The sequence below is a fragment of the Bradyrhizobium liaoningense genome, assembly GCF_018130785.1.
Classification (GTDB): domain Bacteria; phylum Pseudomonadota; class Alphaproteobacteria; order Rhizobiales; family Xanthobacteraceae; genus Bradyrhizobium; species Bradyrhizobium liaoningense_A.
Window position 1 is genome coordinate 761,783 of the sequence record NZ_JAFCJT010000002.1, and the last position, 23,588, is coordinate 785,370.

The window sequence follows — 23,588 nt, forward strand, 5'->3', positions numbered from 1 at the left end:
GACTACAGATTTGGCTTTTATGAATTTCCGGCCGGGTTAGTCCGGGCCTTCATGGTTCGAAGCGCGACGAAGACGGCGCTCCTCGCCATGAGGATTTAGAGTTTCGCCGAGGAACGAGACCTCATCCTGAGGAGCCCGCAAAGCGGGCGTCTCGAAGGATGGCCACAACGAAACCGCCTGCCCTGCGTTTGTCGCGTGCGATTGCCCTATCCCGCCGACGCGGCCGGCACGACGTCCTGCAACGGCAGCGGCACGTCCTTGGCGACGCCCAGCACAGGGAAGCTGCGGACGTTCTTCACATCAGGCATCGCCGCGAAATGCAGGAGCTGCTGGCGCATGCTCTCGACGCTCGGCGCGACACATTTCAGGAGATAGTCGGTGTCGCCTGAAATCCGCCAGCACTGCTGGATGCGCGGGATCGCGGCGATCGAGCTCTCGAATGCCTCCAGCACCGGCTGGGCCTGGCTGCCGAGCTGGATCGAGACGAACGACACCACCTCGTAGCCGAGCCGCCGCTCGTCGATGACGGCGCGGACCGCCCGGATCACGCCGCGGCTGAACAGCAATTTCAGCCGCCGCAGGCAGTTGGGCGCGGAGACGCCGACGCGCAGCGCCAGCTCGTTGTTGCGAACCCGTCCGTCCTGCTGGAGCTCGGATAGTATTTTCAGATCGACGCCGTCGAGCTGGTCACGCCCCGCCATACTCCACCCTCGTCATGGTCGTGTCACGCGCGGCAGCGAAGCACGGGGTGGAATTGATGCCAACCACCTTAGGCTCCCCAGAGCTAGAAAAGCGCGGGCGGGAAGCTTGCCTGCGGCCCATCCTTCGAGACCGCCGCCTCCGGCGGGGCTTCAGGATGAGGTCGAGTTTTGGGTCGAGATATCAGGGTGAGGAGCCTGCCAAAGCTGGCGTCTCGACCATGCAGGCCGAGCGCGGCCGTCAAACGCCGCCGTCATCTACGATATCCCTCGGCTTATCCCAGCCATCCACGTTCTTTCAAACGCGGCCTGAAACGTGGATGCCCGTGACAGGCCCGGGCATGACGGCATCTTGGAAGAGAATGCCTTTAGTGCGTCCAGGGCTCGCCGCGCCGGAACGAGAAATTGTCGGCATAGGCGACCGGGCGGCGGATCGAATCCTGCGGCTCGATCACCTGGTAGGCGATGCCCTTGCGCTCGCAATAGGCGACCGCCTCTTCCTTGCTGTGGAAGCGCAGCGTGATCTGCTGCTTCATGTCGCCGGACGAGGTCCAGCCCATCAGCGGCTCGACCGCGCGCGGCTGCTCCGGCTCGTAGTCGAGCTGCCACTCCTTGGTCTTGGACCGGCCGGATTGCATCGCGTTCTTGGCAGGCTTGAAAATGCGTGCGGTCATTGGCTGGTCGGCCCTCTCGGTCTTTTCGTTCGATTTCGATGCGTCACGGTAGCAAGTGGTGGAAACCGTGGGCATAGTATAGAGACACCATTCGGGAACTGATCGGTGATTCCGGGCCCCGGGGCATCTCACCGACGGGTATAGTCATTATGCTGCACCGTGACAATTGCGTACCCTCCCTCCGCCCCGGGATTCGCCCCGGCGGTACCGCCTCGCCGACATCAGCGCATCCGTCCCCTTCGAGAGCTTCCGTCGCATGGCCTTCCTGAACGTCAACGCCACGCTCCCCGAGAAAGGCCGCGACTTGCGGCTCGACCTGTTTCGCGGCGTCGCGAACTGGGCGATCTTCCTCGACCACATCCCCGACAACGTGGTGAACTGGATCACCACCCGCAATTACGGCTTTTCCGACGCCGCCGACCTGTTCGTCTTCATCTCCGGCTACACCGCCTCCTTCGTCTATGCGCGGATGATGCTGGAGCGCGGCTTCATCGTCGGCGCCACGAGGCTGACCAAGCGGGTCTGGCAGCTCTACGTCGCCCACATCATCCTGTTCGTGATCTACATCGCCTCGATCAGCTATCTCGCGCTGCGGTTCGGCGATTCCGACATGATCAACGAGTTCAACGTCGCCGGCCTCGTCGACAACGCCACCGAGACGCTGCGCCAGGGCCTGTTCCTGCGCTTCAAGCCGCTCAATCTCGACGTGCTGCCGCTCTACATCGTGCTGATGGGCCTGTTTCCGCCGATCCTGTGGTTCATGCTGCGCAAGCCGGACCTGACGATGGTGCTCTCCATCGTGCTTTGGCTCGCCGCGCGCCACTTCGGCTGGAATCTGACGGCCTATCCGGCCGGCCAGTGGTACTTCAACCCCTATTGCTGGCAGGTGCTGTTCGTGTTCGGCGCATGGTGTGCGATGGGCGGGGCGCGACGCTCCGGGGCGCTGATCAACTCACCGATCACGCTGTGGCTCTGCCTCGGCTATCTCGCATTCGCACTGGTCATGACGATGGCCGGCCGCTTCCCCACCTTCGGTGGCATGTTCCCGGAATGGCTGTTCTCGGCCTTCAACCCGAACGACAAGACCAACCTCGCGCCCTACCGTTTCATCCACTTCGTCGTGATCGTGATCCTGGTGATCCGCTTCGTGCCGAAGGAATGGCCGGGCCTGGAGTGGAAGGTGTTCGATCCGCTGATCGTGTGCGGCCAGCAGTCGCTTGCCGTGTTCTGCGTCGGCGTGTTTCTGTCCTTCGTCGGCCATTTCGAGCTGTCAATGAGCTCGGGCTCGCTGTTCGCGCAGCTCTTCGTGAGCATCGCAGGCATCGCGATCATGACGACGGTGGCTTATTACATCTCGTGGTCGAAGAAGCAGGACAAGCCGCTGAAGCCGCCGCCGGCCAAGCCCGCGGCCAGCTCTCCTGCAAAGGCCGCATGATCAATGCGGCAGCGGAGCCGGCTCAGGCCGCTTCGCTGTCGTACTCGGTGAACTTCTTGTAGATCCAGTCGCGGCCGTCGTGGCGGCGCCAGACCTTTCCATAGACGAGCTGCCCGTTGATCGAGCGGCGCGGCACGATCACGGTCCAGAGGTGCCAGATCTCGGTCCAGCTCGACTGCGGATGGACGGTTCGGACGTTGCGATCGAAAGACATGACGCAAAACTCACAGGATATGAGCGCCGCGACGAACTGTGATCCTGTCTGAGCATCGATTGCAGGGAGCCCATCGCGAGCCTTGCCGACCTGATAGCAGCCACGAATGTGGCCGCAACAACCACTCGGGCTTAACCTAACCGATCAACCTTACCTCTCGCGGGGTACCCGCCCAAGAGCGGTTGAAAGCCGGCGCCGGTTTTTCTATGATGCATGCGCAATTTGAGAATGAGCGCACCGTTTTGGAAGCGTGGTAATTTTGAACTGATTTCCATTTTTCAGAAGACTTACCGGCTGGGGCGACCACAATGAATTTACAATGTGCACGTCTGCGCCTGGCGGTGCACTCGACGCCGCCCGCGCCGCGCGTCAAGACATCCGTCCCGGAACCGCCGAAGGCCGCCAACGACAATTATCTGGTCTGGCCGTTCCTGCCATTTCCGCTCGGCTGGTACGCGACGAACTGATCCCCGGAAAAGCGCGACGCCGCGCAAGCGGAATATCATCGCTTGGCGGCGTCCGTTTAGGCATTGGGCGCTGAAATCCCCCAATGCTCATTGGTCTGTGACGACAGCCAAAGGTTCGACCCAATCTTGCGAATTTTGCGCGGCTGGCCCACCGCAATGCCTTGAAAAATCGCGCGGAAGTCGCGTTGCGCGGGAGTGAGCGCCTGGCGTTCGAGGAGACTTCAGCCTGGTTCGCGTCCTCTTCCGGACGCTACAGGCCGCAGGCTTCCGCTGCCGCGATCGAGGCCGGCTCAGACCCCGGCGCTGGTGCTGGCCGTGCTCTGGGCATTGCCATGGATCGAGCCCTGCGCGTTGTAGGTCTGCCCCGCCTGGTTGCCTTGAGCGCCTTGGCCGCCCTGACTGTCTTGCGCGCTCCCCGATGTCTCGACTTCGGTCGAGCCATCGGAATAGGTGATCGTCGTGGTGGTGATGCCGTCGATGGTGAAGGAGACCTCGCTGACGACGGTCTTGCTCGAACCGCCGCCGCCCGAGCCCGAGCTGCCGCCCGCCGATTGCGAAGACGAAGTATCCGACGTCTCCGATGTGGCTGACGTCGATGATGTCGCCGAAGTTGCGGACGTCGACGATGCCGCGGAAGACGACGTCGCGGACGTCGACTGGGACGTCGAAGCTGCCACGGCGGATGAAGCAATCGCACTGATCGACATGAAGACCCCGCTCGAAGGAAAACCGCGGCGCAGCCCTGTTGCGCGCCCTACTCGCTCCTTCAACGCGGTCGGCGCGCCAAGCAGGCGCCGGTCTTGCGAAAAATTGTCGCTGCGGCGCGTATTTCTCCAGCAATCACCCGCAACCAATCGCCGCGCCGCGAGTTGCAGCTTCTTCCCGTCCGTCCGGAGACCCCGCGAGCGGCTGCAACCAGCGCCCGCGAGCCGTGAATGGACAGTCACCTCGTCTCACGACCGTGTGAGCTGGAGCGCGGCCGGTGAATTTTCTCGAGCGAGCAGAGACCAATGAACGGCGGGACGCAAGGCAAGGGGATGCTGTGAGTCAAATCGATACGACCGAGAAACTCTCGGGCACACCGGAGACTGAAAATTCGCTGTTCGCGCTGTGCGGGCTTGGAGTCGCCGGTGTCGCGATGCTGGGCTGGATCTGCGCCCTCGGCTGGATCGCCTGGCGCCTCGTCGATTGGTTGCTGTCCTGAGATTGAAACGCCGCCGGCACACCGGCGACGCCCAGCCGTTCCCGATCCAATCAGAAATGATAATTCACGCCGGCGGTCGCGGCGTGAATCGTATCCTTGAGGTTGGCGATGGAGACGCTGTTGACCGGGCTGGTCAGCAACATCGGGCCCTTCGTGCCGAAGTCATAGTAATTGTATTCGACATTGGCCGACCAATTCGGGGCAAACGCCCATTCCACGCCGGCGCCCGCTGTCCATCCCGTCCGGGTGACAGTGGCGCTCGGATCCGTGGGAATGCCGACGACCGGACCAATGAACGCGTCGTCGATGGTCTCGCGGGTCCAGGCCGCGCCTCCCCGTGCATAAACCAGCCATCGTTCGGCATAGACGTAGCCAAGCCGTGCAGTCGCCGACGCCAGGAAATCGTTCTTGAGGCTGAACCGCGCTGGCACGACGAGGCCGCCGAGCGCCGGGAATCTGACCGAGGCAGCATGGCTGTTCGCAAGGTTCGACCACGCGGCCCGGCCTTCGGCGCCGACCACCCAGCTGGAGGCAAATTGATAGTTGCAGCCGATCTGTCCGCCGCCCACGAAACCGGACGCGCTGAAATCAACCGTCGTACCCAGGTTGCTGATGGTGCGATCGTCGCTGACGACGCCGCCGGCGTGAACACCGACATAGCAGCCGGTCCAGGTGAACGGGATTGGAGCCGCGGGAGCTGCCTTCAGCGCGAGGTCAGCCGCCGATGCCGTCGTGACGGACAGGGCGAGAACCGCCGCGCCGCAGAGATATTTCAACATGTCCCGAGCTTCCCCAATTGCCAACGCCCTCGCGGACTCCGTACCACGCGAAGCTGACGCAGAGGTTGCAACGGGCGACATTTCGCGGGAATCGTTCTGCCGAATTGACCGTCGCCGGCGGCAAGGGAACGGGATGAGCGCGTCGAAATATCAGGAGAATTCAGGAGAATTGAAGGAGCTTCAACCTCGGGACTGGTCGGGGCAGCTGGATTCGAACCAACGACCTGCAGTACCCAAAACGTTTGCATTTGCATTCGGGTGGTCAAGGCGAAACGAGCTGCGCGTCCTAAGCCATTGAAAAGTGCAGGTTCCACCTAGTCACCACGTGCGTACGAATGCAAACAGTGTCACGAGTTAGGCCCCCCGGGGGGCCTATGGCGCGACTGGTTTTCAGGCTTTGGCAACAGACGTCAGTAGTTGACGTAGCTCGCGAAGTTCGGCGCCGACTGTGCGAACTCTAGCAGCTTTGCTTCATCCCAAGGTTGCCGAGAAAGTGGTTCGACCAGGCGCGTCATGGGGCACAGGAGGCGGCCAAGGCCTATCACGATGCCCTACACCAACAGTGGCTCCCCCAACATCGCTGGCGGTCAGCAGCCATCATCCAAGTTATACGGTTGAGCTGCCGCACGATGCGATCCAAATGATCCATCGCTGACCAAGTTCACTGTGTATCTATAGACCTTTTAAAGCTTCCAAATTAGGCATCATTTAACTTATAACATATTGATTTTGCTGAGTTTCGTGGATTTCGCGCACTCTTGAGAAAAATTATTTAACCGAACCAGATTTTTGAACGTTGCTCCATCGCGTCCGCATTCGCGTCCGCACGCTGCAATTTCCCATCAAAGGAGATTTGTTGATGGATAACGACGTCCTCGCCACGGTGAACTTTCGCGCCCTCATGCTCGCATTTTTGAACGAGCCCGAATCCAAGGGAGCAATCATCGCATCGATCACCTTGCGCAAGCCGCCGCTCGCTGGCTTGACCACCCTCATGAACGCCCGCTTTCCAACCCTGACCGATGGCGAAAAAACCACCACCGGCAAACTGGTCCGCGAGGTCGCCGAACAGTTGGGCTATCGTCACGATCAGTATGGTATCCCGATCGACGTCGTCGACTGCAACTTCGGCGAAGGTTCAACCTACGTCGCGGTGATCGCGGTTGAGATCGCCGCCTAACGAAAACGACAAAGGCCCCGCGAGGGGCCTTTCTTCGTCGAAGCCTGTCCTGCCTTCGCCATGCCCCTCCGGACGGCGGGAAGCATTGTTACGAACGATCTTTGATCACGACCAAGGACCCTACGGAGCCAACTCGCGATCTCACCCGCTCGATGACACCCTGGCGATCGTCAATCGGAGCCGTAATAAGCTCTCTAACATAGTCCGGCGGGTCTGCGCGCACTCGCGGGACATCAAACCTGTCTGGGCCGTCGGCAGCACGACTTGCCAGATACTTTACGATTCCAGTTGCTCGACTTGGCAGCGATGGGTCATCCGGTGGCTCAGCGCGAACGCGACAGCAAACGAGACATCGTAGAGGAACGGAAATGGGGTTGAGTGTGGTGATACCAACTCCCCCCCTTTTCACCAGGGGTTTCACCGCGGCCGCATAAGCTACGGTACAACCAAGCTGTTCTATATCAGGCGCTATGGAGCCGCAGTTCCAGCTCAACTTTGGGAACGTGAGTTGCGTATGATTATAGAGGAAGTAAAGCGCCGGAATGCCCTTGAGATTTGCTTGTTCCAACAGAATGTCGATCTGGGGTCGGCCGCGGACTTTGTGTTTGATCGAGGAATAGAGGTTAGCTTTTCCCTTCAGAATTTTTGCTTGGATGAGCAGACCTGCCCATCGCCGTCCATCAGTTAGCCACCACTCCCAGTCTGCACCAGTGATTGCCTCCTCCGGCTTGTTGAATTGGAACGTCGTTACCTCGACCGGATGAGCAGCCTGGACGTCCAGCAAGAAATTATCCGTAACGGTTTCTTCGCCCCGGTTAATTCCGAGTTTGCGTGCCGCGCCCAGTTCATTCCAGATTTTGCGCGCCATTCCGGTGAACGTGTTGCACAGCACGTCGGACGGCAAGATTCCGCTTGCGTTGAAAGCACCTGATGTTGTCATGACTCTGTAGTTCCCGCCCCGATCACCTACTGCGCCGTGTAAACGCTAGAGCGCGGCCGCAGAAATGCGTCAGTTCTTGATCATTGATCGCCGCAGTTTCGTAGGCTGCGTTGGTATCGTGGTGGAAACGATTGGCGTAGGCGAGGATAGCTCGCAACTCGTCTATGTCGGCCTGGTTCAGGATTTCGTTCGGCAGACCAGCCCGCTGTTGGCAAATCCCAAGAAACGGCCCAAGCAAGGTTCCAGGCGGAAACGAAACAGGATAGGCAACGCGCATAAACGCTTCAAGGATATGGCGTAAGGCAGCGGCGACGCGCCGCTCTGTCGCGGGGTTGGCAGCCCCGATATAATCCGCGACAAGCGCGTGGCGGCGGTCATGCTCAGTGATGCAATCCTGATTGACATCCCACGCAGCCAGGGTCGAACCAGTACCATCGCGTCTTATCAAAATCGCCTGACGCCTCGCGGGCTCGGCTCCTTCCCAAAGTTGGCAAAGGAAGGGCTTCGAATGCGATAGGACGACCACCTGATCTACGCGGCCGACAAGGCGTCGCATTTCCTGCACGGTCGTAAGTGAGCGATGTTCGTCCAAACTAGTCATTGGATCGTCGATGATAACGATCTTCTGGGCGAGCTGCGGATCTTGATCGAGGGACGCGAAAAAGAAAGCTAGAGCGAGGGTGTTGCGGTCGCCCGCGCTGAGCGTGTTCCGAAAAGCCGGGCCTGTGTCAGCGCTTAGTGCAACGGGCACGTTGTTGATTACGACGTTGTAGTTACAGGAAGAGCCGCCGCGTGTGTTCATCGGGCTGACGGAGGCGAGCCGAAAGCCGGCATTGAAACGCTGAAGGTAGGTGTTGATTGCCGCCTCATAGGCAGGAAAGATGTTCTGCCGATAGTTATCGAGAGCAGTGCGAGCTTGCCTGCGCAGGCTCTCCGTTGCCGTCTTAGCAGCCTTCTCGGTCAGGTAATCGGTACAGAGCGCATCGACCGGCGCGCTGTGCCGGGTTCTGACGCCGCGAAGGCGTTCGAGGTCCGCGCGGAGGGCGGCGAGGTTGGCTGCCGCAGCCTGCTCCTTCACGATGGCGATCGCCGCGTTGCAGCCTTGCAATACATCAGAGTCGGCCGCGACGGTTGTACGCGCTACCTCATAGGTATTGATTAGTGCGATGACCTCACCTGAAAGCTCCATCCGGTCGAGTGGTGCTGCGGCCTTCGCGCGAAGGATACCAAGAACGGCTTCCCGGGCTGCGGTCCACGCCCGCAGGATCGCGGCCGTGTCGACGTTGAACTCAGGGATATCGGTGAAGGCACTCCAAAAGGTGCGGGTTTCGCCCGCAACGCGCACCGCTCGTTCAAAAGCAGCAGGAATTTCGCCGCCATGCGTCGCGTTGATCGCTAAGCCGCTGTCATTGATTGCCGCTCGTAGCCCGCGATAAGCCGCGCTGAAGTAGGCCTGGTAGTGCCGGATGACAGGCGAAGCGCCCAGGCCCTGAGCACAAAACGGACATATCTCATGTTCCAAGCCTTCTGACGCCGGTCCGATCCGGGTCATTCCACCCCCTACCCACTCTTCGCCGCCACGACCGAGACTGCGCAGATGAGTTCGCACGCGGGCGGCGGCTTCCGCTTCTAAGTCAGGCAGGGTCCGCGCCAAAAGCTCGTTCAGTGCCACAATGTCGAAGGATGGCAACGAGAGTGGTTGGAAATGCGCTTGGCGCTGAATGGCGTCGGCGGACCTGCCCGCCGCCACACTCCGCTCCGCAGCTGCGATCGCCGCCTCGATGTCGGGAGTGGCTGCAAGAGCGCAATAGTCGTCAACGGTGAGATTGCCGCGAGCCGCGGCGGGAATCGCTGCGCTCTTCTGTGTGAGTGCTCGATTGTGCTCCTCGATGCGCGTGACATGAACCTGCAAGGCGGCGTTGAGCGCAACGCCTTGGGCTCCAAGGATGAGTTCATGCAGATTTTGGCGATGACCGGCCGCGATCTCGACGCCCGAGCAGACGTTTGCCGCGACAAAGGCATCATCGAAGATCGCAATCCGTGGCGTTGGGGCCGTCCAAGCCCCGTTCTGAAACTGGACGGGCGTACCCGCGACTGTAAGGACAATGTGGGGTGGACGAGGCGCACCCAGCCGATGCCGCTCTAGGACAATATCCGCCGCGCCGGTGCCAAGCGACCGCAAAATCGAAGCAAGTGTCGTCTTGCCTCGCCCGTTTTCGGCATAAATTAACGTCAGCTTCGCAAGCGGAAGCTGCGCTCCTGCATTCACCGAGTCGAACTGCCCAATGTTGCGAAGCAATTGAATTCGTTCGAGCAAATGAGTCCCCCTCTGGACCGCGACGTCACCCATCGCCTACGGCCCCCCGGCCGAAACTGCACGCTATAGTTGCCGTGGACTTGCCGCCGGAGCAAGCCCTACGGCAATCCTATGCCGCTGTTTTTCATATTGCTCGGCTCGCAAGATGCGCAGCGCCAACGACATCGCGTTTGCGAAGTCACCAGCGATAGCGGCGTTCAACCACCCGCCGTCAACTTGGCACGACGTCCTCCCGAAAGCGGCTTTGGGGGCCGCTCCCCGCGGGACGGTACGCGGAAAAAATCGGCGATAGGCATCGATAGCGCGGCAGCCAGCCTATCCAGCACCGACACGGTCGGATTCTCTAGCCCACGCTCAAGGCTGCTCACATAGGTGCGATCAATCTGAGCATCTACGGCGAGTTTCTCCTGAGAGAGGCCGCGTTCGACACGACGTCTCCTGAGATTCCAAGCAACGAGTCGCCGTCCATCCATGCGCTGCAGGCGATCATTTCGCTGTTTATAAAACCACGGTCCATAGTCGACATATTAGAGCGACTCGATTTCATTCGCGTTGGGCTGAAGTCATCAGTCCACGGGTGTCGGCACGAGGCCGGCGAGCGCAGTCGGCTCACCTTCACAGGCAAGCGCGGCTGATTTTCTCGGAGATGACGATGAAAAGAGCGGAGTCACCAGAGGTGGCCGCAGCCATACGGCAAATGATCTCGATCAAGGATGTACTCAAGCGGATCCCGATGAGTCGATCGACCCTGGAGCGCAAAGTTAAGGAAGGGACATTCCCAAGGATGTACTCGATTGCTCCGATGCGTGTCGGCTTCTTTCTCGACGAAGTGCTGCAGTGGCAGGCGGATCTGATTCAGAACGAGATCAGACCTAACGAAACTGTGCGCGTACTCGTACGCGGTCGCAGTTTTTGAAAAAGGCCCCCCAAAGGCCCCCCGGGAACGCTTCTAAATGTTCGTGCAAGGAAAGCACTATAATTTGCGAGGGATTTTGCGGACGACCTGCAGTATCAAATACTGCAACGTCAAAAATCAATGCACCAAATCAAGTCATTGATTTTACTGTAGTTTTGGTCGGGGCAGCTGGATTCGAACCAACGACCTGCAGTACCCAAAACTGCCGCGCTACCAGGCTGCGCTATACCCCGAATGTCCGGCGAGCCCCGTCGATACACGCTTCCCAAAGCGCCAGCAAGCTCCCTCAGCCGCCGGGCTGGCTACGCCGCTCCCGATGGCCCTATTTGGTGCCGAACAGCGGGTGGCCGACGCGGTCGCCGGGACGGATGCCGTATTTCTGAGCCGTTCCCGCCACCACCTCCAGGACGGCCCGCGCGGGCCCCTGGGACGAGATGATCTTGGTCGACAGCGGTTCGGTGTTTTCGGCGATGCGCAGGATGCGGCCGTCGGCACGGATGAAGATCATGTCGAGCGAGACGTAGGTGTTCTTCATCCACATCGACACTTCCTGCTCGGGCTTGAAGTCGAACAGCATGCCTTTGCCGTCGGCCAGTTCCTTGCGGTACATCAGCCCGGTCTGCTTCTCCTCCTCGGTCGTCGCCATTTCCACCGAGAACACCTGCACGCCGTTCCTGGTGACGATCTCGAGCGGCTGGAAGCTGGCGGCGCCGGCGGGCGCGCTCGCGACGGCACAGCCGGCGACGAGGATGGCGGCCAGCCAGCCCCTCGCAATGGACCAGACGGCCTTTCGGTCAAGATTCATGGGACGGTACTCGAGGGGGCGTGGAACTGAAGCAGTCCTTACGCGGCGACTGTGACAAAAGCCAGAGGCGCGCTGGCCGGCCAGCGCGCCTCTTGTCACGATTGCGGGAACTGGCGGCCGGCGGCCGCTAGTGCGACTGCAAGCCTTCTAGTGCGAAGAAAGCCCTGGCGATCCCGTCTCGGGATGGATCTCGGCCGCCATCATGCCCTTGGAGCCGGGCCCGAAGCGGACCAGGACATATTGGCCGGGCCTGAGCTCGGTCATGCCGAAGCGGCGCAGCGTCTCCATGTGCACGAAGATGTCGGGCGTGCCCTCGCCGCAGGTCAGGAAACCGAAGCCGCGCAGGCGGTTGAACCATTTGACCTGTGCCCGCTCCAGCCCGCTGGTCGCGGTCACCGTGACATGGGTGCGCGGCGGCAGCATCTGCGCCGGATGGATCGCGGTCGACTCGTCCATCGAGACCACGCGGAAGGCCTGGTAGCCCTTGGCGCGCTGGATGCACTCGACGACGATGCGGGCGCCCTCGTAGGCCGTCTGGAAGCCGTCGCGCCTGAGCACGGTGACGTGCAGGAGCACGTCCGGCCAACCATTGTCGGGAACTATGAAGCCGTAGCCCTTTGAAGCGTCGAACCATTTAATGACGCCGTGAACCTCGACGAGGTTGGCGCTGCCCTCACCGAGTCCGGTGAACGGGCTGAGCGCGCTATCGCGACCACCGCCGCCGTGTTCGCCCACAGCGGGAACTCCGATTTTCTTGGACTCAAATCCGTCCGACGACCCCATAACCCCGGACCCCACACTGCCCATTGCAACCCGCCTCAGCGGCGGCGCCGAATCACGCGTCTTAAGAGAATATTCTCAATTCGACGCGATGCGAATCTTTCGACTCAAAAGATAACACTCCCGGTTGAGACGCATAGAAAAAAAAGAGATTCGCCGGAACCTATGAACAGCTTGCACAGCCGCGAATCAAATTGATGCCTCAATTTGCGACAAAGGGCCCGAGAGTCTCGCCGATGTCGTGGCGGATGACGAGATCGGCGATGTCGTCCTGATCGGTCGGCTCGCGATTGATGATCACCAGACGTGCACCGGCGTTCTTCGCCATCATCGGAAAGCCCGCCGCCGGCCACACCACGAGCGAGGAACCGATCGCGATGAAGAGGTCGCAGGCTTGCGACAGCGCAGTCGCGCGCTGCATTTCGTCCTCGGGCATCATCTGCCCGAACGAGATCGTCGCGGTCTTCACCGGCTCGTCGCACGCGGTACAATTGGGTGCGCCGCCATCTTCGTCGAAACGTTGCTTCACCCAGTCGAGCTGATAGGCCTGCCCGCATCCGATGCAGCGCGCATAGGTGGTATTGCCGTGAAGCTCGATCACATGCTCGGCCGCAAAGCCCGAAGCCTGGTGCAGATTGTCGATGTTCTGGGTGATGACGGCAGGAATCTTGCCGGCGCGGTAGAGCGAGGCGAGCGCGCGATGACCGCGGCCGGGCCTGGCCGCGGCGAAGACCGCCTCCATCGCGAAGCGGCGGCGCCACGATTCGTCGCGCGCCGACTGGCTGGCGACGAATTCGTCGAACGGGATCGGACGGTTGCGCGTCCAGATTCCGCCCGGCGAGCGGAAGTCCGGGATGCCGCATTCGGTGGAGATGCCCGCGCCGGTGAACGGCACGATGGTCCTGGATTCGGCGATCATGTCGCCGAGTCGTTCGACGCCGCTACGAAGATCCGATGCAAGCACTCGCGGCCTCCCGTGTTGGCCTTGCGCCAGCCACACCATGCGCAAGCGACAAGATCGTTGACGCTGTTATCCACTGCCGCGCAAGAATCGCGCAAGCCGCGGTCGGCAATTTTTTCCGACCTTCGCTTATCACAATCCTGCAATGCCTCCTCCCCATTGACGCCCCAATCAGAAGCGCCAATGCATGTGTAGACGCGACTCAACGTGATTGCGGCGGCAGTGCGTGAGTTCAGCGGTGCACACATATTGAAGTGCACACATACTGACGTGTAGAGGGGATTTGACAATGACCGAAGACGAACAACGCAAAATCCGCGAACGCGAAGAGATCGCCGCCCGTGTTGCCGCCTTCCGTGCCACGCAGGAAAAATTCAAGCGCGAGCGCGAAGAGTATTTCGTTTCGACGCTCGACAATGCGCGCAAGGTCGAGCGGCCCTCGCTCTGGCCATAACGCAGCTCCGATCGCCACGCATGAAAAAAGCCCGGAGCATCGCTCCGGGCTTTTCGCTTCTTCAGCCGTTACCAATGACGGTAGTAGTGGCGCCGGTGGTAGTACGGCCCATCGCCATAATAGGCATACGGGCCAGGGCTGTAATAGGCGGGCCCGCCGTAATAGCCGTAGCCCGGACCATAATAGCCGTACGGATGGGACGCTGCGACTGCGCCGGCGGTGATCGCGCCGGCGGCGAGGCCGAATGCGAGGCCCGGGCCAATGCCGCGACCGCCTGCCTGCGCAGGTGCCGGCACCGCGATCGCGGTCACGCCGACGGCTGCAACGGTGGCCAGAACTGCCAGTGTTTTCTTCATGATTCTCCTCCTTCGCGTCTCGTCGGGACAACGTCGGAGGCCTGCGATGGTTGCGCGCAGGCGTGGAACCCGGATGGCAGAAAAATATCGGCACGACGGGAACGAAAGCCCGCTCCGTGGATTGCATCTTCGAGTGCGGAAGCCTCCGCCATCCGGTAGAGGCGACAGCACGAAGACCCCGTCAGCATCTCCGCGATGCTGGCGGGGTTTTTGGTTTCACGGGCAACAAATGGCAGCAGACATCAACGGCTGCCAACGGGACGGATGCCAAGGAGGAGACATTGCCGCTATCCGCTTTGCTGGGGCGTATCCGCAGGCTCGTTCCCAAATCCCGCGACCGGCACTACGACGAGATCGTCCGCAACTTCGGTGTCGGCGCGCTGCGCCCGCCGCCGACGCCGATGAGCGACGGCGAGCTGGCACGGGCCATCGCCGAATTCCTCAAGGAGCAGCCGTCCAGCTCGTCCGTTGCGACCCTCGGCCGGCGGCTCGACCCCTCCTCTCCGCTCTGAACGAGATTGTCTTTGCGAGCGGGGAACGAATGTTTCGCGCGCACGTTGAGCCATCTTCACGCAAATTGAGATCCGACATGCCCGCGTGGCTCGAAGTTCTGCTCAACCTGTCCGGCTATGCCGGCTTCGTCGCGATCGCGAGCCGCGGCACCGCGTGCCCCGGCAATTCCGCCGACGAGTCCATCTACAACGGCGAGCGCTAATTCGTGTGGGGCGCCTGGCCTGCCGTGCGCACCAGCCTGTCGGCCTTGACCGCAACGCGCGTGTCCTCGAGTTGCGGCCGCAGCGAGAAGCTGATCACCACGAAAGCGAGACAGAACAGCGAACCGACGATGGCGACGCGCCGGTAGGTATGGCGGTCGCCCTGATAAAAGGATGGTTCTGAAAAAGGTGTCATGCAAACTTGCTTCTTGGCAAAGTCGTTTTCTTGTCCTTGCAAGAACACCTATCGCAAGCAGCGGCGAGCGCAACGCGATTGGGCTTTTAACCTAACCGAATAGGGTTATCGGCTTTCCCGCAAACGTTCGTTAGGAGTTTGCGCAAGCCGCTGGATTCCGGCGAACCGTTTCAACGCAAGGAGCCGCTGGTACGGCTTTGTTCCAGCTTCGCCTGCATTTCGTTCTCAAAGAACGAATCGGACTCGAAGAAATCAGCGCGGAGCGACTCTTAACAAGTGGTGTCGATCGCCGCGAAAGCGAACGCACGAACGCAGCGCGCCCGATCACAACGAGCCCGATCACTCCGTGTCGTCGGGCTTCAGTGGAGGCGGCACCTGCGGCACCGATGGCCTGCCTTTGCGCAGCCGTTTGTGCCTGTCGTACCAGAACACTTTCACGATCTCGGCGAGATACCAGCACGCATTCATGTCACTCTCCCTCGCCTCATTCCGTAGCGAGGACAGGAGGGGCGGGACTGTGCGAAGCATCACGCTCTCGCACTGTGACAAGGCATGTCCCGCATCGACACAGAAGGCACGTCTTGTTCTGCATCCGACTCCATTTCGTTCGCAAAGAACGAATCGGAGGCGAGAAAATCAGCGCGACGCGACTCCTAACGATCGATGAAGGCGCGCGCCGTCACGTCTTCATCGGCAAGATTTTCAACGCCAAGATTTTGACGTCAGGATTTCAACGTCAAGATTTTCAACGGCAACACTCTTCGTCGGAACGAGATCGCGCTTGCCGGTCGCCGTCCTGGCCCGCCGGCGCTCCTCACGCCGCTCGCTTGGCGTTGCCCTTCTCGGAAAAACATTCGAGGATCTGGATGCGGAGCTCTTCCGCGGCCGGGCCCTCGACCTTCCTGAGCTGATTCCAGAGCCTGATCACTTCGCGCTGTTTCTCGATGGTCATGCGTCACCTCCAACGTGATGACCAACTAGAACAAAATAGGAACAAAAAGTCCAGCCCTTCGCGCACGATTTCCCGTGCAATCCCATCGAACCTTTTGGGCGTAGCGCAGGACCATGGAAGCTGGGGGATTTCCGCGCCCGGCCACATGCAGCGCCGCCTGACGAACACTGCCTCGCCGCAGCGCTGTTGCTTTTTGGATTTTCAACCTTAAGTTCGGGACACGGCCGGCGGCCAGGCGCTGAAATCCCATCGCCGCCAGCCAAGAGAACCCCGTGCGCAAGCGCGGGGTTTTTCTTTTGGGAACGCGCCGTCGCCCTCCCCGTTAGCCATTCCGGAGCGAGGGACCGTGACCAGGAAATTCTACGCCGTCGAGGTGGTTCGTCAGATCGAGGAGACCGTGGAGATCATGGTCGAGGCCCCCGACGAGACCACAGCGCACGATGCGGCGCTTGTGCACCTGAAGGCGCGCGGCTCCGAATATCAGTGGCTCAATCCCAAATGCGAATTCATCGTCTGGCGCGAGCGCCAGATCGATCCGCCGGCGATCATCGATGTGTCGGTATCGCCGGAGTAGCGGCCGGAACGAATGTCCCCGCCCCGCGTTGTCAGGCCGAATTCAGTGGTGCCGGTGGCTGTGCGACGCCACTGTCCAGCTTTGAGAAGCCTCGGTCCCAACGCCGGGGTTCTTCTTTGCGGCCCGCTCGAACACAAGGCAGCGAACAGCAAAGCAGCCACGCGGGCGTTACACCGGGTGGCTGCTTTGACGACTGTCCGCTCCGCGTAAGATTCCGTCGCCGTTATCTCAACCGCCAGACGGCGGGCAACGTTCCAGCGTGCGGCAAATTTGTGTGCGGCCCCTGTTCATCGTCAGACCGGCAGATTGTCGTTCATCCCCGGCGGGAGTTCGCCTTGCGCGGTCCGCTCGGCGAGGAGCATCCTTTCGGCCTCATACCAGAAAGTGTCCATCCTCCCCGCGGGTTCGCCGGCTTCCCTCCAGAGATGATAGGCGCGGTCCCGGATCTCTTCCTCGCTCAGGCTGGCCATGTCACGTCTCCCTTTCGGAAGCAAAGCCTGACGACGCCCGAGAGTTCCCTATCCGTGTCCAACCCAGCCGGTGGGTCGTTGCGGCGCCCCGCGACGGGAGCCGCCGCGACGACGTCGCGAGCCGCTTGGCGAGCCCCTTAGACGGAGTCCTTGGCCACCTTCAGGGGCGAAGCCTTCACCGACTTGCTCGCCGGCTTCGCCGCGAACTGCATCGGCTCCTTGGTGAAGGGATTGACGCCCATGCGGGCTTCGGTCGCCGGCTTGTTCACCACCGACATCTTCACGAAGCCGGGGATGACGAACTCGCCGGACTCGTTGAGCTCCTTGTAGCCGACCGTCGCCATGTACTCGATGACCGACTTCACGTCGTTCTTCGACAGCTGCGTGCCCTCGGCAATTGCATCAATCAATTGAGTCTTCGTCATCTTCGCCATGTCTGAATTCCTTTTGTGCGGGCGAGCAGATCCTGCTCAGGACGCGGCCGAACCACGCAAGTGTGATGCTGATTCACGCCGGAGGTCATGAAGTCACGGGGCTTAGAACCCATTGAGGCCCAAAACACAAGCATGGCTTGTGCGGGGGTTCCACCCCCTTCCCGCGAAAGATGTCGCAGCATGCACCGTGTTCTTCTTGAACCATTCTGCCGCTGGCGCGTCTAACTAATTGAAGTCCCCAAGCTTCACCCCATCAGCGAGCCCCGCTTCCCCCAGGCGGGGCTTTCGCTTTCTCCACAGCGTCATGGCCGTAAAACCTGTGGCCCGGCACGCGTCGTTCAGACTTCAGTAACCCAACCCCGCCACTCTCTCTTCAGTGTCGTTGCGTTGGAGTACCCCACAGTGCTGGATTTTAACGAGCTGCGTGAACTCGCGGCTGATGTTCGTGTTTTCGTCGACGTCGCCGAAGACAAGGCCGAAGCTCTTCGTGCCGTCATCAGGGCTTACGACGTGGTGTTGGCCATCTTCCCTGCTCACGAAGGCATGGGCCTCCACGTCATCAAGGGCAAAGAGATCCTGGACAAGATCGCAAAATCACGAAGCCATGCGATCTACAGCCACACGGCCATCGCGGTTCCGGACCTCGAGCATGCGGAAGTGCTCAAGGTCCTGACGGCGCCCGTCGAGCAACGGATTGCAGCGTAGTCGACGGCGGCCGCCGAAGACGACGAAGCCCGGCACTGGTCACTAGACCGAGTTTCGCAAACCGCGATTGACGAAAACCGCCCCTGATCATGTCAGGGGCGTTTTTTCATTCTGCTGCTGCTGGAGATCCTCGCGGCTAGATCGATGTCCCCGGCTGCGCCTGGGGACTTTCTGTGCGGACGTCCGTAGCAGGAGGGAGACCCGACCAATCAAATCGAGGGTATTTTCCGAACACCCAAATGCACGCCGCGCCGATGACCGGCAACAGGGCAGACAGAGCCGCGCCGGCGAGAAGACCGGCACCAGTCATTGCGAGAACGCTGGCAACGCCGAGCACCACCACGATGCAAAGCACCCCAATCCCGAGCTTGACAAGGAGCTCGATCCGGCTGTTTGACAGAGCCGCCGCCTGGGCCGCAACCTTCGCCCGGGTCTCAATTGCTCCCAGTCCATCCTTGCTCTGGATCTCTGCCAGCTCTTTCTGTCTGGTCCACTCGTCGGTCTTGGCTTTCTGTACCGTGGCTTCGTGTTGCTTATTGAGCTTCACAGCCAGAGTTTGAAACGATCCATATGCCTTGTAGCTTCCGTCCGCGAACTCCTCCAGGAACCGTGTCGCGAACACCGTGCCCCCCTCTTTAACCCAGACCTCCCATACGACGCTTTCAGCTAGCTGGCTCGGCCCATAAGATTCATAGATCTCATCGCCCTCAAACTCCTCGACGATGGCGGCCTCCACTTCATCCTGCTCCACAACGATCCTCCCAGATAATTCGACCAATGAAAGGAGCTGATTGAGCACTTTTTGCAGGACTACTTCAAGCTGTTGTTGCTCAGGACTTATCGACGCGCCTGACTGGCGGGATGCGCCGGCTGCTGTATGGTCGGATGTTTTTCGCGAGGGGCTGATGAAAATTGGAATTGTTGTCGCCGGCTTGATCATTGTTGTCGTTGCCGCCCTCGTGGCGATCCAGCCAGGCTTCTTGAAGCCTGCGTCGCTGGTAGACGTGAAAAAGTCCGACATCCTCGGCTTTTCGCCCGGGATGACATTCGACGAGACCAACAAGGTCGTCACGCAACGCCGCTACCGCTGCCGGCAGCTTCGCGAGTCCTACGCCCTCGAATGCGCCGTCGATGGTGCCAAGGTCACGATTGCCAGCGACGAAACTGACGCCAGGCATCCCATCTGGCGCGTCAATGCGGAGTTGAACAATCCGGGACCGCAAGACGCCGCCGTCAAATCGATCTCCGACCAGTTCAACGCCCAGCCAACCAGGGACGCCCGCGAGGGCTGGATCTGGATCGTCGGCCGCGGGCTGAAGCTGAGCTATGACGGCGCCGCCTTGAAGCTCGTGGACGAAGCCGAGGAGGCCCGGCGCGGCAAGGAAGGATCAAGGCGCTAGGGAGTGCTGTGGCGAAATTCCGGATCCGCGAGGTGCAGAACGATCGACGAGACCAATCAGTTTCCCCCAACGCGTCCGGAAATCCACGGGGATATTCACTCCCGCATGTCCCTGGTCGCGAAGTGGCATCCGAGCGCCGCCAGGACCAAAGTGAACGACGAGCCGAGCAGGATCTGAAGAGCCAGTTCGGTCCCCTCGCTCACATACCTGATATCGTGCCGGTGCGCGTAACGTTCGGAATGTGCGGCATCAGGCTGCTGAGGCGAACTCGTCAAAAGCACGAGCCACGCAACGGTCCCGCAAAGCGCCGCGACCCTCGCGATCCTTCCGAGCCGTTGAAGCCAGCGCTTCATGCCGCCCTTATCATTGCTCAAGTCTTCGGCTCAATCAGCAGCTTGAGAACGCTGAGAATGGCGAAAGCACCCAGACCATAGGTGAGTGCATTCACGCCCCAGGAAATAGCAATCCCTGCGAAACTGGAGCCCCCGACCGCTCCCCAGAACAAATACGCTGCGCTGATGCCGGGCCACTCCAGCGAAAGATAAGCGAAGTCGGTCAGCGGCTCCAGGACGAGGAGCACCGACGAGATGAGCGCCCCGATGGTCAATGCGATGATGAGGTTCGTCTTCACGGAGGACATCAAAAACCCAGAAACCCGGCGAAAATCGGAACGAGGATACAGGCGGCGAGCCCGAGAACGCCGCCCACGACAAGGCGTGCAGCGCGGCCGTGAATCTTCGCATCGAGCCACGCACAAACGGCCACCGCAGCCTGTCTCAGCCAGTGACCAACGAGGTTTCTGACGAGATCAAACAGGAATTCTGCAAAGACAGCGGCCATGGCGTTTAGTCGCCTCTCCTCGGGCGGGGTTCAACTGCCGAGGGTTTGGCCATTGAGGGTGCCGGTTCGATGGGTTGCTGGCGAGGTCACTGCTCAAAACTCATAAACAGCCACCTTGGGTCAGTTCGGCCGCTGCTTCGGGGGCATCGAAGCCAAAGTGAATGACCAAGTGCCATTGGCTTGCTTTCGCCGAAGGTGGTGGAGAAGCTGGGGTATGTGATGGGGCTGGTGCGCGAGCGCGCGTGACTCGTTCGCATCCGTCGCGAAGCGCGAACGCTGCTCGCAACCACTTCAATTCGTCGTGGTCTTGCCGCCGCGCATGGACACGAGCTTGTTCTCACCAAATCCGAGAATGAGCCAAGCGGTCTCATCGAAACCGTCTGCGAGCTTTCCCTCGTGAGAATACACGATCTGAGCAGCTTCCGACTTCGACGGCGGTCCCAACGCCATGATTACCTCCTGACGAGACATACCTAAATGCAGCTTGCTGTCGAGGACGACGGGCGAGAACTTTTCCGGGATGATGGCGCAATCGGCCGAGGCCCCGGCGTCTTTCTCGGTGAGCTCTTCAACGATCTCCGTGACGAGATGGTCCGGGCCGCCCATCTCTCCGCTGGACACCACCCATAATCGATGCTGCGCGCGCCGATAACACAGCCAATAGATGCTATCTCCAGCGTCGCCTTGGTGTCGGATGGTCCCTTCGCCCACGGCTTCGCGAACCGCGCCGAGCCGCGTCTCTTCGAAGCGGCCGGCGAATGCGCCTAGCGAAAAGCGGGTCGCCAATCTCTTCACGACTGTCGGCGGCGCGCGCTCGAACGCATGTTCGTTGACTGGGGGCGGTGGTGTCTGCGCGGAGCAGTCGCCCGCGGGGATCGCGAAAAGGAAAAGGAGCAAGAAGAGCGTCTTTCGACCATCAACTCCGAATTGCCTATATATTTCTCGCCTCAGCAGGTCGCGCCTAGGCGTCGAAAGTGCCGGCATCAGTTTCTGGGTGTCAGACACGTCAGTCACCCCGGATTCCCTTCATTGATCTTGTGCGCAACCTCGCCAACAGAGCTGCCAACGATGCCGGCGGTCACGATTGGCCAAAAACCCGCCACCATGACGATGGCGCCCCAACGCATGTCTTCGCCGGGCCGTCTGTAGCCGTCGTTGATGCCGCCGAGGATCAACCAGATCAGGCAGCCAATTGCATATCGCTTGAACCATTTCACGGCGAAATACCTTCCAGATATGGGCATTAGTGACCGTGACATTGAGGATGGTTCATCGGCAGGACCGGGCTTGCTCATTGACGAGAAGCGCTGAATTCCGGTGACAGTGCATTGAACTCATCCACGAGTCCCGGCCGACGCTGCGGCTCGTCCGTCCACGCTTAGCAAGGGCGCGTACTCATTAACTCGCAGATGGCCGATCTTGGGGACTAAGCGGAAATATTCGGATCGATCAGAGCATTACCGGTTTTGACCCTGGCTGTGTGAAAACGCTGGGCTGCTGTTATGATTCTCCTGTGATTCTTTGGGGGAATCGATGAGGCGCTTCGTTGCGGAGGCGGATCGTGGGCAGCGGGCGCTATTGCCCGAATGCCTCGACGATTTCATTGACGAGAGCAACCCCGTTCGCGTGATCGACGTGTTTGTCGATGCGCTGGATTTGGCTGAGATGGACTTTGAGGGGGTGGAGCCAGCCGCAACGGGCCGGCCATCGTACCACCCGTCGGTTCTCTTGAAGCTTTACACCTATGGCTATCTGAACCGAGTGCAGTCGAGCCGGCGGCTCGAGCGAGAAGCCGGGCGCAATGTGGAACTGATGTGGCTGTTGGGCCGGCTGGCGCCCGATCACAAGACGATCGCGGACTTCCGCAAGGACAACGGCGTGGCGCTTCGCAAGGTTTGTGCCCGTTTCGTCGAACTTTGCCGTGAGATGGGTCTTCTCGCGACGGCGAGCGTTGCCATCGATGGGAGCAAGTTCAAGGCCGTGAACAATCGGGACAAGAACTTCACAAAGGCGAAGGTGCAGCGGCGGCGTGCTCAGCTTGAGGAGAGCGTCGCGCGCTACCTGAGCCAACTTGACACGGCGGACCGGCAGGAGCCGACGGAGGCGCTGGCTACGAAGGTGACAAGGCTTACCGAGAAGCTGACGAAGCTGAAGGAAGAAATGGATAAGCTTGCCGTCTACGAGAAGCAAATGCATGCTTCGCCTGACCAGCAAATCTCGCTGACCGACCCCGACAGCCGTTCGATGGCGACGAGCGGCCGCGGCTCTGGCGTTGTTGGCTACAACGTGCAGGTCGCCGTGGACACCGAGAACCATCTGATCGTGACGCACGAGGTGACGAACAGCGGCTCGGATCGGGCACAACTTGCTAATATGGCCAAGCAGGCGAAGGCTGTTCTGAAGACTGAGACGCTCGAAGCTGTGGCCGATCGCGGCTACTTCAACAGCCCGGAGATCCTCGCGTGCCACGAAGCAGGCATCACGGTAACCCTGCCCAAACCGCTGACATCGGGTGCTAAGGCGGACGGACGCTTCGGTAAACAGGACTTTGCCTATCTGCCAGAGGAGGACGCCTATCGCTGCCCGGCCGGAGAGCGGCTGTCCTATCGCTATACGAACGAAGAAGACGGCAAGATGCTGCGGCGCTACTGGACCACGGCCTGTCAAAGCTGTTCGATCAAGCCCCAATGCACGCCGGGGTCAGAGCGACGGATTACACGGTGGGAGCACGAGCACCTCCTCGATGCTGTGCAGCAGCGCCTCGACGCCAACCCAGAGGCGATGCGCCAGCGTCGAGAGACAGTTGAACATCCATTCGGCACCATGAAGGCCCGCATGGGGGCGACGCACTTCCTGACCAAAACGCTTCCGAAAGTAGCCGCAGAGATGGCACTCTCTGTCCTGGCCTACAACCTGACACGGGTCATGAACATCGTCGGGATCAAGCCGCTGATCGCTGCGATCGCAGCCTGAGACGCCCCGGGCCTCCTGGCTCTCAGAACCGACGCCCCTTAGGCTCGTTTTTACACGGCCAAGACCCAATTCAGACGTGGGCCTTGTCAGACGGCGGTCGGGTTTTTGGCAAAGGGGCATTGATCCTGATAAGGTGCTGCAAGTGATCAGA

Annotated in this window: 34 protein-coding genes and 1 tRNA gene; 13 read left to right on the forward strand and 22 right to left on the reverse strand. The window is 60.6% G+C overall.

Features of this window, described 5'->3' with window-relative positions; genetic code table 11:
- Positions 1-206: 206 nt before the first annotated feature.
- On the reverse strand, positions 207-701 hold the full coding sequence (locus tag JQ627_RS09210; RefSeq protein ID WP_212483864.1) for an Lrp/AsnC family transcriptional regulator: 495 nt from the start codon (positions 699-701) through the stop codon (positions 207-209).
- A 365-nt stretch (positions 702-1,066) separates the two neighbouring features.
- Positions 1,067-1,372, reverse strand: a complete 306-nt coding sequence (locus JQ627_RS09215; protein ID WP_018323123.1) for an ETC complex I subunit — start codon at positions 1,370-1,372, stop codon at positions 1,067-1,069.
- Positions 1,373-1,628: 256 nt separating this feature from the next.
- On the opposite strand from JQ627_RS09215, the gene JQ627_RS09220 reads away from it, so the two are divergent.
- Entirely contained in the window at positions 1,629-2,807 is a 1,179-nt protein-coding gene (locus JQ627_RS09220) for an OpgC domain-containing protein (protein WP_212483865.1), read from the forward strand.
- 22 nt (positions 2,808-2,829) lie between these two features.
- On the opposite strand, the gene JQ627_RS09225 is transcribed toward JQ627_RS09220, so the two are convergent.
- Positions 2,830-3,021 (reverse strand): hypothetical protein, encoded by a 192-nt coding sequence (locus JQ627_RS09225; protein WP_028150987.1) that lies wholly within the window; start codon positions 3,019-3,021, stop codon positions 2,830-2,832.
- 308 nt (positions 3,022-3,329) lie between these two features.
- Here JQ627_RS09225 and JQ627_RS09230 point away from each other — a divergent pair, with 308 nt between their 5' ends.
- The 3 genes from JQ627_RS09230 to JQ627_RS09240 all read left to right on the forward strand — a co-directional run bounded on the left by JQ627_RS09230 (position 3,330) and on the right by JQ627_RS09240 (position 4,692).
- Positions 3,330-3,488, forward strand: coding sequence for a hypothetical protein (locus JQ627_RS09230; protein ID WP_212483866.1), 159 nt, complete (start codon positions 3,330-3,332; stop codon positions 3,486-3,488).
- Positions 3,489-3,938: 450 nt separating this feature from the next.
- The gene (locus JQ627_RS09235; RefSeq protein ID WP_212483867.1) at positions 3,939-4,502 is read left to right on the forward strand and encodes a hypothetical protein; all 564 of its coding nucleotides are present in this window, start codon (positions 3,939-3,941) and stop codon (positions 4,500-4,502) included.
- 28 nt (positions 4,503-4,530) lie between these two features.
- Positions 4,531-4,692: an RNA-binding protein gene (locus JQ627_RS09240; RefSeq protein WP_249142963.1), complete on the forward strand. Its 162-nt coding sequence runs from the start codon at positions 4,531-4,533 to the stop codon at positions 4,690-4,692.
- Positions 4,693-4,742: 50 nt separating this feature from the next.
- Here JQ627_RS09240 and JQ627_RS09245 read toward each other — a convergent pair whose 3' ends face one another.
- Positions 4,743-5,471: an outer membrane protein gene (locus tag JQ627_RS09245; protein ID WP_212483869.1), complete on the reverse strand. Its 729-nt coding sequence runs from the start codon at positions 5,469-5,471 to the stop codon at positions 4,743-4,745.
- Between the two features lie 859 nt (positions 5,472-6,330).
- Between JQ627_RS09245 and JQ627_RS09250 the strand changes: the two genes are divergently transcribed.
- The gene (locus JQ627_RS09250) at positions 6,331-6,651 is read left to right on the forward strand and encodes a hypothetical protein (protein ID WP_212483870.1); all 321 of its coding nucleotides are present in this window, start codon (positions 6,331-6,333) and stop codon (positions 6,649-6,651) included.
- An 88-nt stretch (positions 6,652-6,739) separates the two neighbouring features.
- On the opposite strand, the gene JQ627_RS09255 is transcribed toward JQ627_RS09250, so the two are convergent.
- From JQ627_RS09255 to JQ627_RS09265, 3 genes are all read right to left on the reverse strand, one after another.
- On the reverse strand, positions 6,740-7,591 hold the full coding sequence (locus tag JQ627_RS09255; RefSeq protein ID WP_212483871.1) for a DUF6615 family protein: 852 nt from the start codon (positions 7,589-7,591) through the stop codon (positions 6,740-6,742).
- Between the two features lie 22 nt (positions 7,592-7,613).
- The gene (locus JQ627_RS09260; protein WP_249142964.1) at positions 7,614-9,908 is read right to left on the reverse strand and encodes an AAA family ATPase; all 2,295 of its coding nucleotides are present in this window, start codon (positions 9,906-9,908) and stop codon (positions 7,614-7,616) included.
- A 197-nt stretch (positions 9,909-10,105) separates the two neighbouring features.
- The gene (locus JQ627_RS09265; protein WP_212483873.1) at positions 10,106-10,381 is read right to left on the reverse strand and encodes a helix-turn-helix domain-containing protein; all 276 of its coding nucleotides are present in this window, start codon (positions 10,379-10,381) and stop codon (positions 10,106-10,108) included.
- Positions 10,382-10,560: 179 nt separating this feature from the next.
- Here JQ627_RS09265 and JQ627_RS09270 point away from each other — a divergent pair, with 179 nt between their 5' ends.
- Positions 10,561-10,824 carry an AlpA family transcriptional regulator gene (locus tag JQ627_RS09270; RefSeq protein ID WP_212483874.1) on the forward strand — a complete coding sequence of 88 codons (264 nt, stop codon included), beginning with the start codon at positions 10,561-10,563 and terminating at the stop codon, positions 10,822-10,824.
- A gap of 156 nt (positions 10,825-10,980) precedes the next feature.
- Here the strand turns inward: JQ627_RS09270 and JQ627_RS09275 are convergent.
- The 4 genes from JQ627_RS09275 to JQ627_RS09290 all read right to left on the reverse strand — a co-directional run bounded on the left by JQ627_RS09275 (position 10,981) and on the right by JQ627_RS09290 (position 13,373).
- A tRNA-Pro gene (locus JQ627_RS09275) sits at positions 10,981-11,057 on the reverse strand.
- 89 nt (positions 11,058-11,146) lie between these two features.
- Entirely contained in the window at positions 11,147-11,629 is a 483-nt protein-coding gene (locus tag JQ627_RS09280) for a DUF192 domain-containing protein (RefSeq protein ID WP_212483875.1), read from the reverse strand.
- Between the two features lie 147 nt (positions 11,630-11,776).
- Positions 11,777-12,412, reverse strand: coding sequence for a cold-shock protein (locus JQ627_RS09285; RefSeq protein WP_212483876.1), 636 nt, complete (start codon positions 12,410-12,412; stop codon positions 11,777-11,779).
- Positions 12,413-12,611: 199 nt separating this feature from the next.
- Entirely contained in the window at positions 12,612-13,373 is a 762-nt protein-coding gene (locus JQ627_RS09290; protein ID WP_212483877.1) for an NAD-dependent protein deacetylase, read from the reverse strand.
- A 286-nt stretch (positions 13,374-13,659) separates the two neighbouring features.
- Between JQ627_RS09290 and JQ627_RS09295 the strand changes: the two genes are divergently transcribed.
- On the forward strand, positions 13,660-13,824 hold the full coding sequence (locus tag JQ627_RS09295; protein WP_015686271.1) for a hypothetical protein: 165 nt from the start codon (positions 13,660-13,662) through the stop codon (positions 13,822-13,824).
- A 68-nt stretch (positions 13,825-13,892) separates the two neighbouring features.
- Here JQ627_RS09295 and JQ627_RS09300 read toward each other — a convergent pair whose 3' ends face one another.
- Positions 13,893-14,180 carry a hypothetical protein gene (locus JQ627_RS09300; RefSeq protein ID WP_212483878.1) on the reverse strand — a complete coding sequence of 96 codons (288 nt, stop codon included), beginning with the start codon at positions 14,178-14,180 and terminating at the stop codon, positions 13,893-13,895.
- 50 nt (positions 14,181-14,230) lie between these two features.
- Here JQ627_RS09300 and JQ627_RS39010 point away from each other — a divergent pair, with 50 nt between their 5' ends.
- Together JQ627_RS39010 and JQ627_RS39520 are read left to right on the forward strand one after the other, a co-directional pair.
- A complete protein-coding gene (locus tag JQ627_RS39010) occupies positions 14,231-14,692 on the forward strand; it encodes a hypothetical protein (RefSeq protein WP_249142965.1) in 462 nt (153 codons plus the stop codon).
- A 77-nt stretch (positions 14,693-14,769) separates the two neighbouring features.
- Positions 14,770-14,895, forward strand: coding sequence for a hypothetical protein (locus tag JQ627_RS39520; protein ID WP_283817083.1), 126 nt, complete (start codon positions 14,770-14,772; stop codon positions 14,893-14,895).
- Here the strand turns inward: JQ627_RS39520 and JQ627_RS09310 are convergent.
- From JQ627_RS09310 to JQ627_RS09315, 3 genes are all read right to left on the reverse strand, one after another.
- Entirely contained in the window at positions 14,892-15,089 is a 198-nt protein-coding gene (locus JQ627_RS09310) for a hypothetical protein (protein ID WP_212483879.1), read from the reverse strand. The genes JQ627_RS39520 and JQ627_RS09310 overlap by 4 nt on opposite strands.
- A 339-nt stretch (positions 15,090-15,428) precedes the next feature.
- On the reverse strand, positions 15,429-15,557 hold the full coding sequence (locus tag JQ627_RS39525) for a hypothetical protein (RefSeq protein WP_283817084.1): 129 nt from the start codon (positions 15,555-15,557) through the stop codon (positions 15,429-15,431).
- Positions 15,558-15,903: 346 nt separating this feature from the next.
- Positions 15,904-16,041: a hypothetical protein gene (locus tag JQ627_RS09315; protein ID WP_212483880.1), complete on the reverse strand. Its 138-nt coding sequence runs from the start codon at positions 16,039-16,041 to the stop codon at positions 15,904-15,906.
- A 346-nt stretch (positions 16,042-16,387) separates the two neighbouring features.
- Between JQ627_RS09315 and JQ627_RS09320 the strand changes: the two genes are divergently transcribed.
- Entirely contained in the window at positions 16,388-16,615 is a 228-nt protein-coding gene (locus JQ627_RS09320) for a hypothetical protein (protein ID WP_212483881.1), read from the forward strand.
- 293 nt (positions 16,616-16,908) lie between these two features.
- Here the strand turns inward: JQ627_RS09320 and JQ627_RS09325 are convergent, their stop codons facing one another.
- Positions 16,909-17,085 (reverse strand): DUF2934 domain-containing protein, encoded by a 177-nt coding sequence (locus JQ627_RS09325; RefSeq protein WP_212483882.1) that lies wholly within the window; start codon positions 17,083-17,085, stop codon positions 16,909-16,911.
- Between the two features lie 137 nt (positions 17,086-17,222).
- Positions 17,223-17,519 (reverse strand): HU family DNA-binding protein, encoded by a 297-nt coding sequence (locus tag JQ627_RS09330; RefSeq protein WP_007591377.1) that lies wholly within the window; start codon positions 17,517-17,519, stop codon positions 17,223-17,225.
- A 402-nt stretch (positions 17,520-17,921) separates the two neighbouring features.
- On the opposite strand from JQ627_RS09330, the gene JQ627_RS09335 reads away from it, so the two are divergent.
- On the forward strand, positions 17,922-18,224 hold the full coding sequence (locus JQ627_RS09335; protein ID WP_212483883.1) for a hypothetical protein: 303 nt from the start codon (positions 17,922-17,924) through the stop codon (positions 18,222-18,224).
- A 136-nt stretch (positions 18,225-18,360) separates the two neighbouring features.
- Here JQ627_RS09335 and JQ627_RS09340 read toward each other — a convergent pair whose 3' ends face one another.
- Positions 18,361-19,245: a hypothetical protein gene (locus JQ627_RS09340; RefSeq protein ID WP_212484113.1), complete on the reverse strand. Its 885-nt coding sequence runs from the start codon at positions 19,243-19,245 to the stop codon at positions 18,361-18,363.
- Here JQ627_RS09340 and JQ627_RS09345 point away from each other — a divergent pair.
- Positions 19,130-19,624, forward strand: coding sequence for a hypothetical protein (locus JQ627_RS09345; protein ID WP_212483884.1), 495 nt, complete (start codon positions 19,130-19,132; stop codon positions 19,622-19,624). The two genes, JQ627_RS09340 and JQ627_RS09345, sit on opposite strands and share 116 nt — an antisense overlap.
- Positions 19,625-19,994: 370 nt before the next feature.
- On the opposite strand, the gene JQ627_RS09350 is transcribed toward JQ627_RS09345, so the two are convergent.
- The 4 genes from JQ627_RS09350 to JQ627_RS09365 form a co-directional block, all read right to left on the reverse strand.
- Positions 19,995-20,264: a hypothetical protein gene (locus tag JQ627_RS09350; protein ID WP_212483885.1), complete on the reverse strand. Its 270-nt coding sequence runs from the start codon at positions 20,262-20,264 to the stop codon at positions 19,995-19,997.
- Positions 20,264-20,464, reverse strand: a complete 201-nt coding sequence (locus JQ627_RS09355; RefSeq protein WP_212483886.1) for a hypothetical protein — start codon at positions 20,462-20,464, stop codon at positions 20,264-20,266. The genes JQ627_RS09350 and JQ627_RS09355 overlap by 1 nt, the downstream gene beginning before the upstream one ends.
- 291 nt (positions 20,465-20,755) lie before the next feature.
- Complete coding sequence (locus JQ627_RS09360; RefSeq protein WP_212483887.1) at positions 20,756-21,361, reverse strand: hypothetical protein; 606 nt, start codon at positions 21,359-21,361, stop codon at positions 20,756-20,758.
- A gap of 113 nt (positions 21,362-21,474) precedes the next feature.
- Complete coding sequence (locus JQ627_RS09365; protein ID WP_212483888.1) at positions 21,475-21,681, reverse strand: hypothetical protein; 207 nt, start codon at positions 21,679-21,681, stop codon at positions 21,475-21,477.
- Positions 21,682-21,997: 316 nt separating this feature from the next.
- On the opposite strand from JQ627_RS09365, the gene JQ627_RS09370 reads away from it, so the two are divergent.
- On the forward strand, positions 21,998-23,437 hold the full coding sequence (locus tag JQ627_RS09370) for an IS1182 family transposase (RefSeq protein ID WP_212483889.1): 1,440 nt from the start codon (positions 21,998-22,000) through the stop codon (positions 23,435-23,437).
- The last annotated feature ends 151 nt before the right edge of the window (positions 23,438-23,588 follow it).

Coding starts and splice junctions, on each gene's coding strand:
- JQ627_RS09250 (WP_212483870.1), top strand. CDS start 6,331: ATGGATAACGACGTCCTCGCCACGGTGAACTTTCGCGCCCTCATGCTC.
- JQ627_RS09220 (WP_212483865.1), top strand. CDS start 1,629: ATGGCCTTCCTGAACGTCAACGCCACGCTCCCCGAGAAAGGCCGCGAC.
- JQ627_RS09330 (WP_007591377.1), bottom strand. CDS start 17,519: ATGGCGAAGATGACGAAGACTCAATTGATTGATGCAATTGCCGAGGGC.
- JQ627_RS09310 (WP_212483879.1), bottom strand. CDS start 15,089: ATGACACCTTTTTCAGAACCATCCTTTTATCAGGGCGACCGCCATACC.
- JQ627_RS09215 (WP_018323123.1), bottom strand. CDS start 1,372: ATGACCGCACGCATTTTCAAGCCTGCCAAGAACGCGATGCAATCCGGC.
- JQ627_RS09345 (WP_212483884.1), top strand. CDS start 19,130: ATGAAAATTGGAATTGTTGTCGCCGGCTTGATCATTGTTGTCGTTGCC.
- JQ627_RS09300 (WP_212483878.1), bottom strand. CDS start 14,180: ATGAAGAAAACACTGGCAGTTCTGGCCACCGTTGCAGCCGTCGGCGTG.
- JQ627_RS09350 (WP_212483885.1), bottom strand. CDS start 20,264: ATGTCCTCCGTGAAGACGAACCTCATCATCGCATTGACCATCGGGGCG.
- JQ627_RS09225 (WP_028150987.1), bottom strand. CDS start 3,021: ATGTCTTTCGATCGCAACGTCCGAACCGTCCATCCGCAGTCGAGCTGG.
- JQ627_RS09210 (WP_212483864.1), bottom strand. CDS start 701: ATGGCGGGGCGTGACCAGCTCGACGGCGTCGATCTGAAAATACTATCC.
- JQ627_RS09230 (WP_212483866.1), top strand. CDS start 3,330: ATGAATTTACAATGTGCACGTCTGCGCCTGGCGGTGCACTCGACGCCG.
- JQ627_RS09280 (WP_212483875.1), bottom strand. CDS start 11,629: ATGAATCTTGACCGAAAGGCCGTCTGGTCCATTGCGAGGGGCTGGCTG.
- JQ627_RS09355 (WP_212483886.1), bottom strand. CDS start 20,464: ATGGCCGCTGTCTTTGCAGAATTCCTGTTTGATCTCGTCAGAAACCTC.
- JQ627_RS39525 (WP_283817084.1), bottom strand. CDS start 15,557: ATGAATGCGTGCTGGTATCTCGCCGAGATCGTGAAAGTGTTCTGGTAC.
- JQ627_RS09295 (WP_015686271.1), top strand. CDS start 13,660: ATGACCGAAGACGAACAACGCAAAATCCGCGAACGCGAAGAGATCGCC.
- JQ627_RS09245 (WP_212483869.1), bottom strand. CDS start 5,471: ATGTTGAAATATCTCTGCGGCGCGGCGGTTCTCGCCCTGTCCGTCACG.
- JQ627_RS39520 (WP_283817083.1), top strand. CDS start 14,770: ATGCCCGCGTGGCTCGAAGTTCTGCTCAACCTGTCCGGCTATGCCGGC.
- JQ627_RS09370 (WP_212483889.1), top strand. CDS start 21,998: ATGAGGCGCTTCGTTGCGGAGGCGGATCGTGGGCAGCGGGCGCTATTG.
- JQ627_RS09255 (WP_212483871.1), bottom strand. CDS start 7,591: ATGACAACATCAGGTGCTTTCAACGCAAGCGGAATCTTGCCGTCCGAC.
- JQ627_RS09285 (WP_212483876.1), bottom strand. CDS start 12,412: ATGGGGTCGTCGGACGGATTTGAGTCCAAGAAAATCGGAGTTCCCGCT.
- JQ627_RS09270 (WP_212483874.1), top strand. CDS start 10,561: ATGAAAAGAGCGGAGTCACCAGAGGTGGCCGCAGCCATACGGCAAATG.
- JQ627_RS09325 (WP_212483882.1), bottom strand. CDS start 17,085: ATGGCCAGCCTGAGCGAGGAAGAGATCCGGGACCGCGCCTATCATCTC.
- JQ627_RS09265 (WP_212483873.1), bottom strand. CDS start 10,381: ATGGATGGACGGCGACTCGTTGCTTGGAATCTCAGGAGACGTCGTGTC.
- JQ627_RS09315 (WP_212483880.1), bottom strand. CDS start 16,041: ATGACCATCGAGAAACAGCGCGAAGTGATCAGGCTCTGGAATCAGCTC.
- JQ627_RS09340 (WP_212484113.1), bottom strand. CDS start 19,245: ATGTCGGACTTTTTCACGTCTACCAGCGACGCAGGCTTCAAGAAGCCT.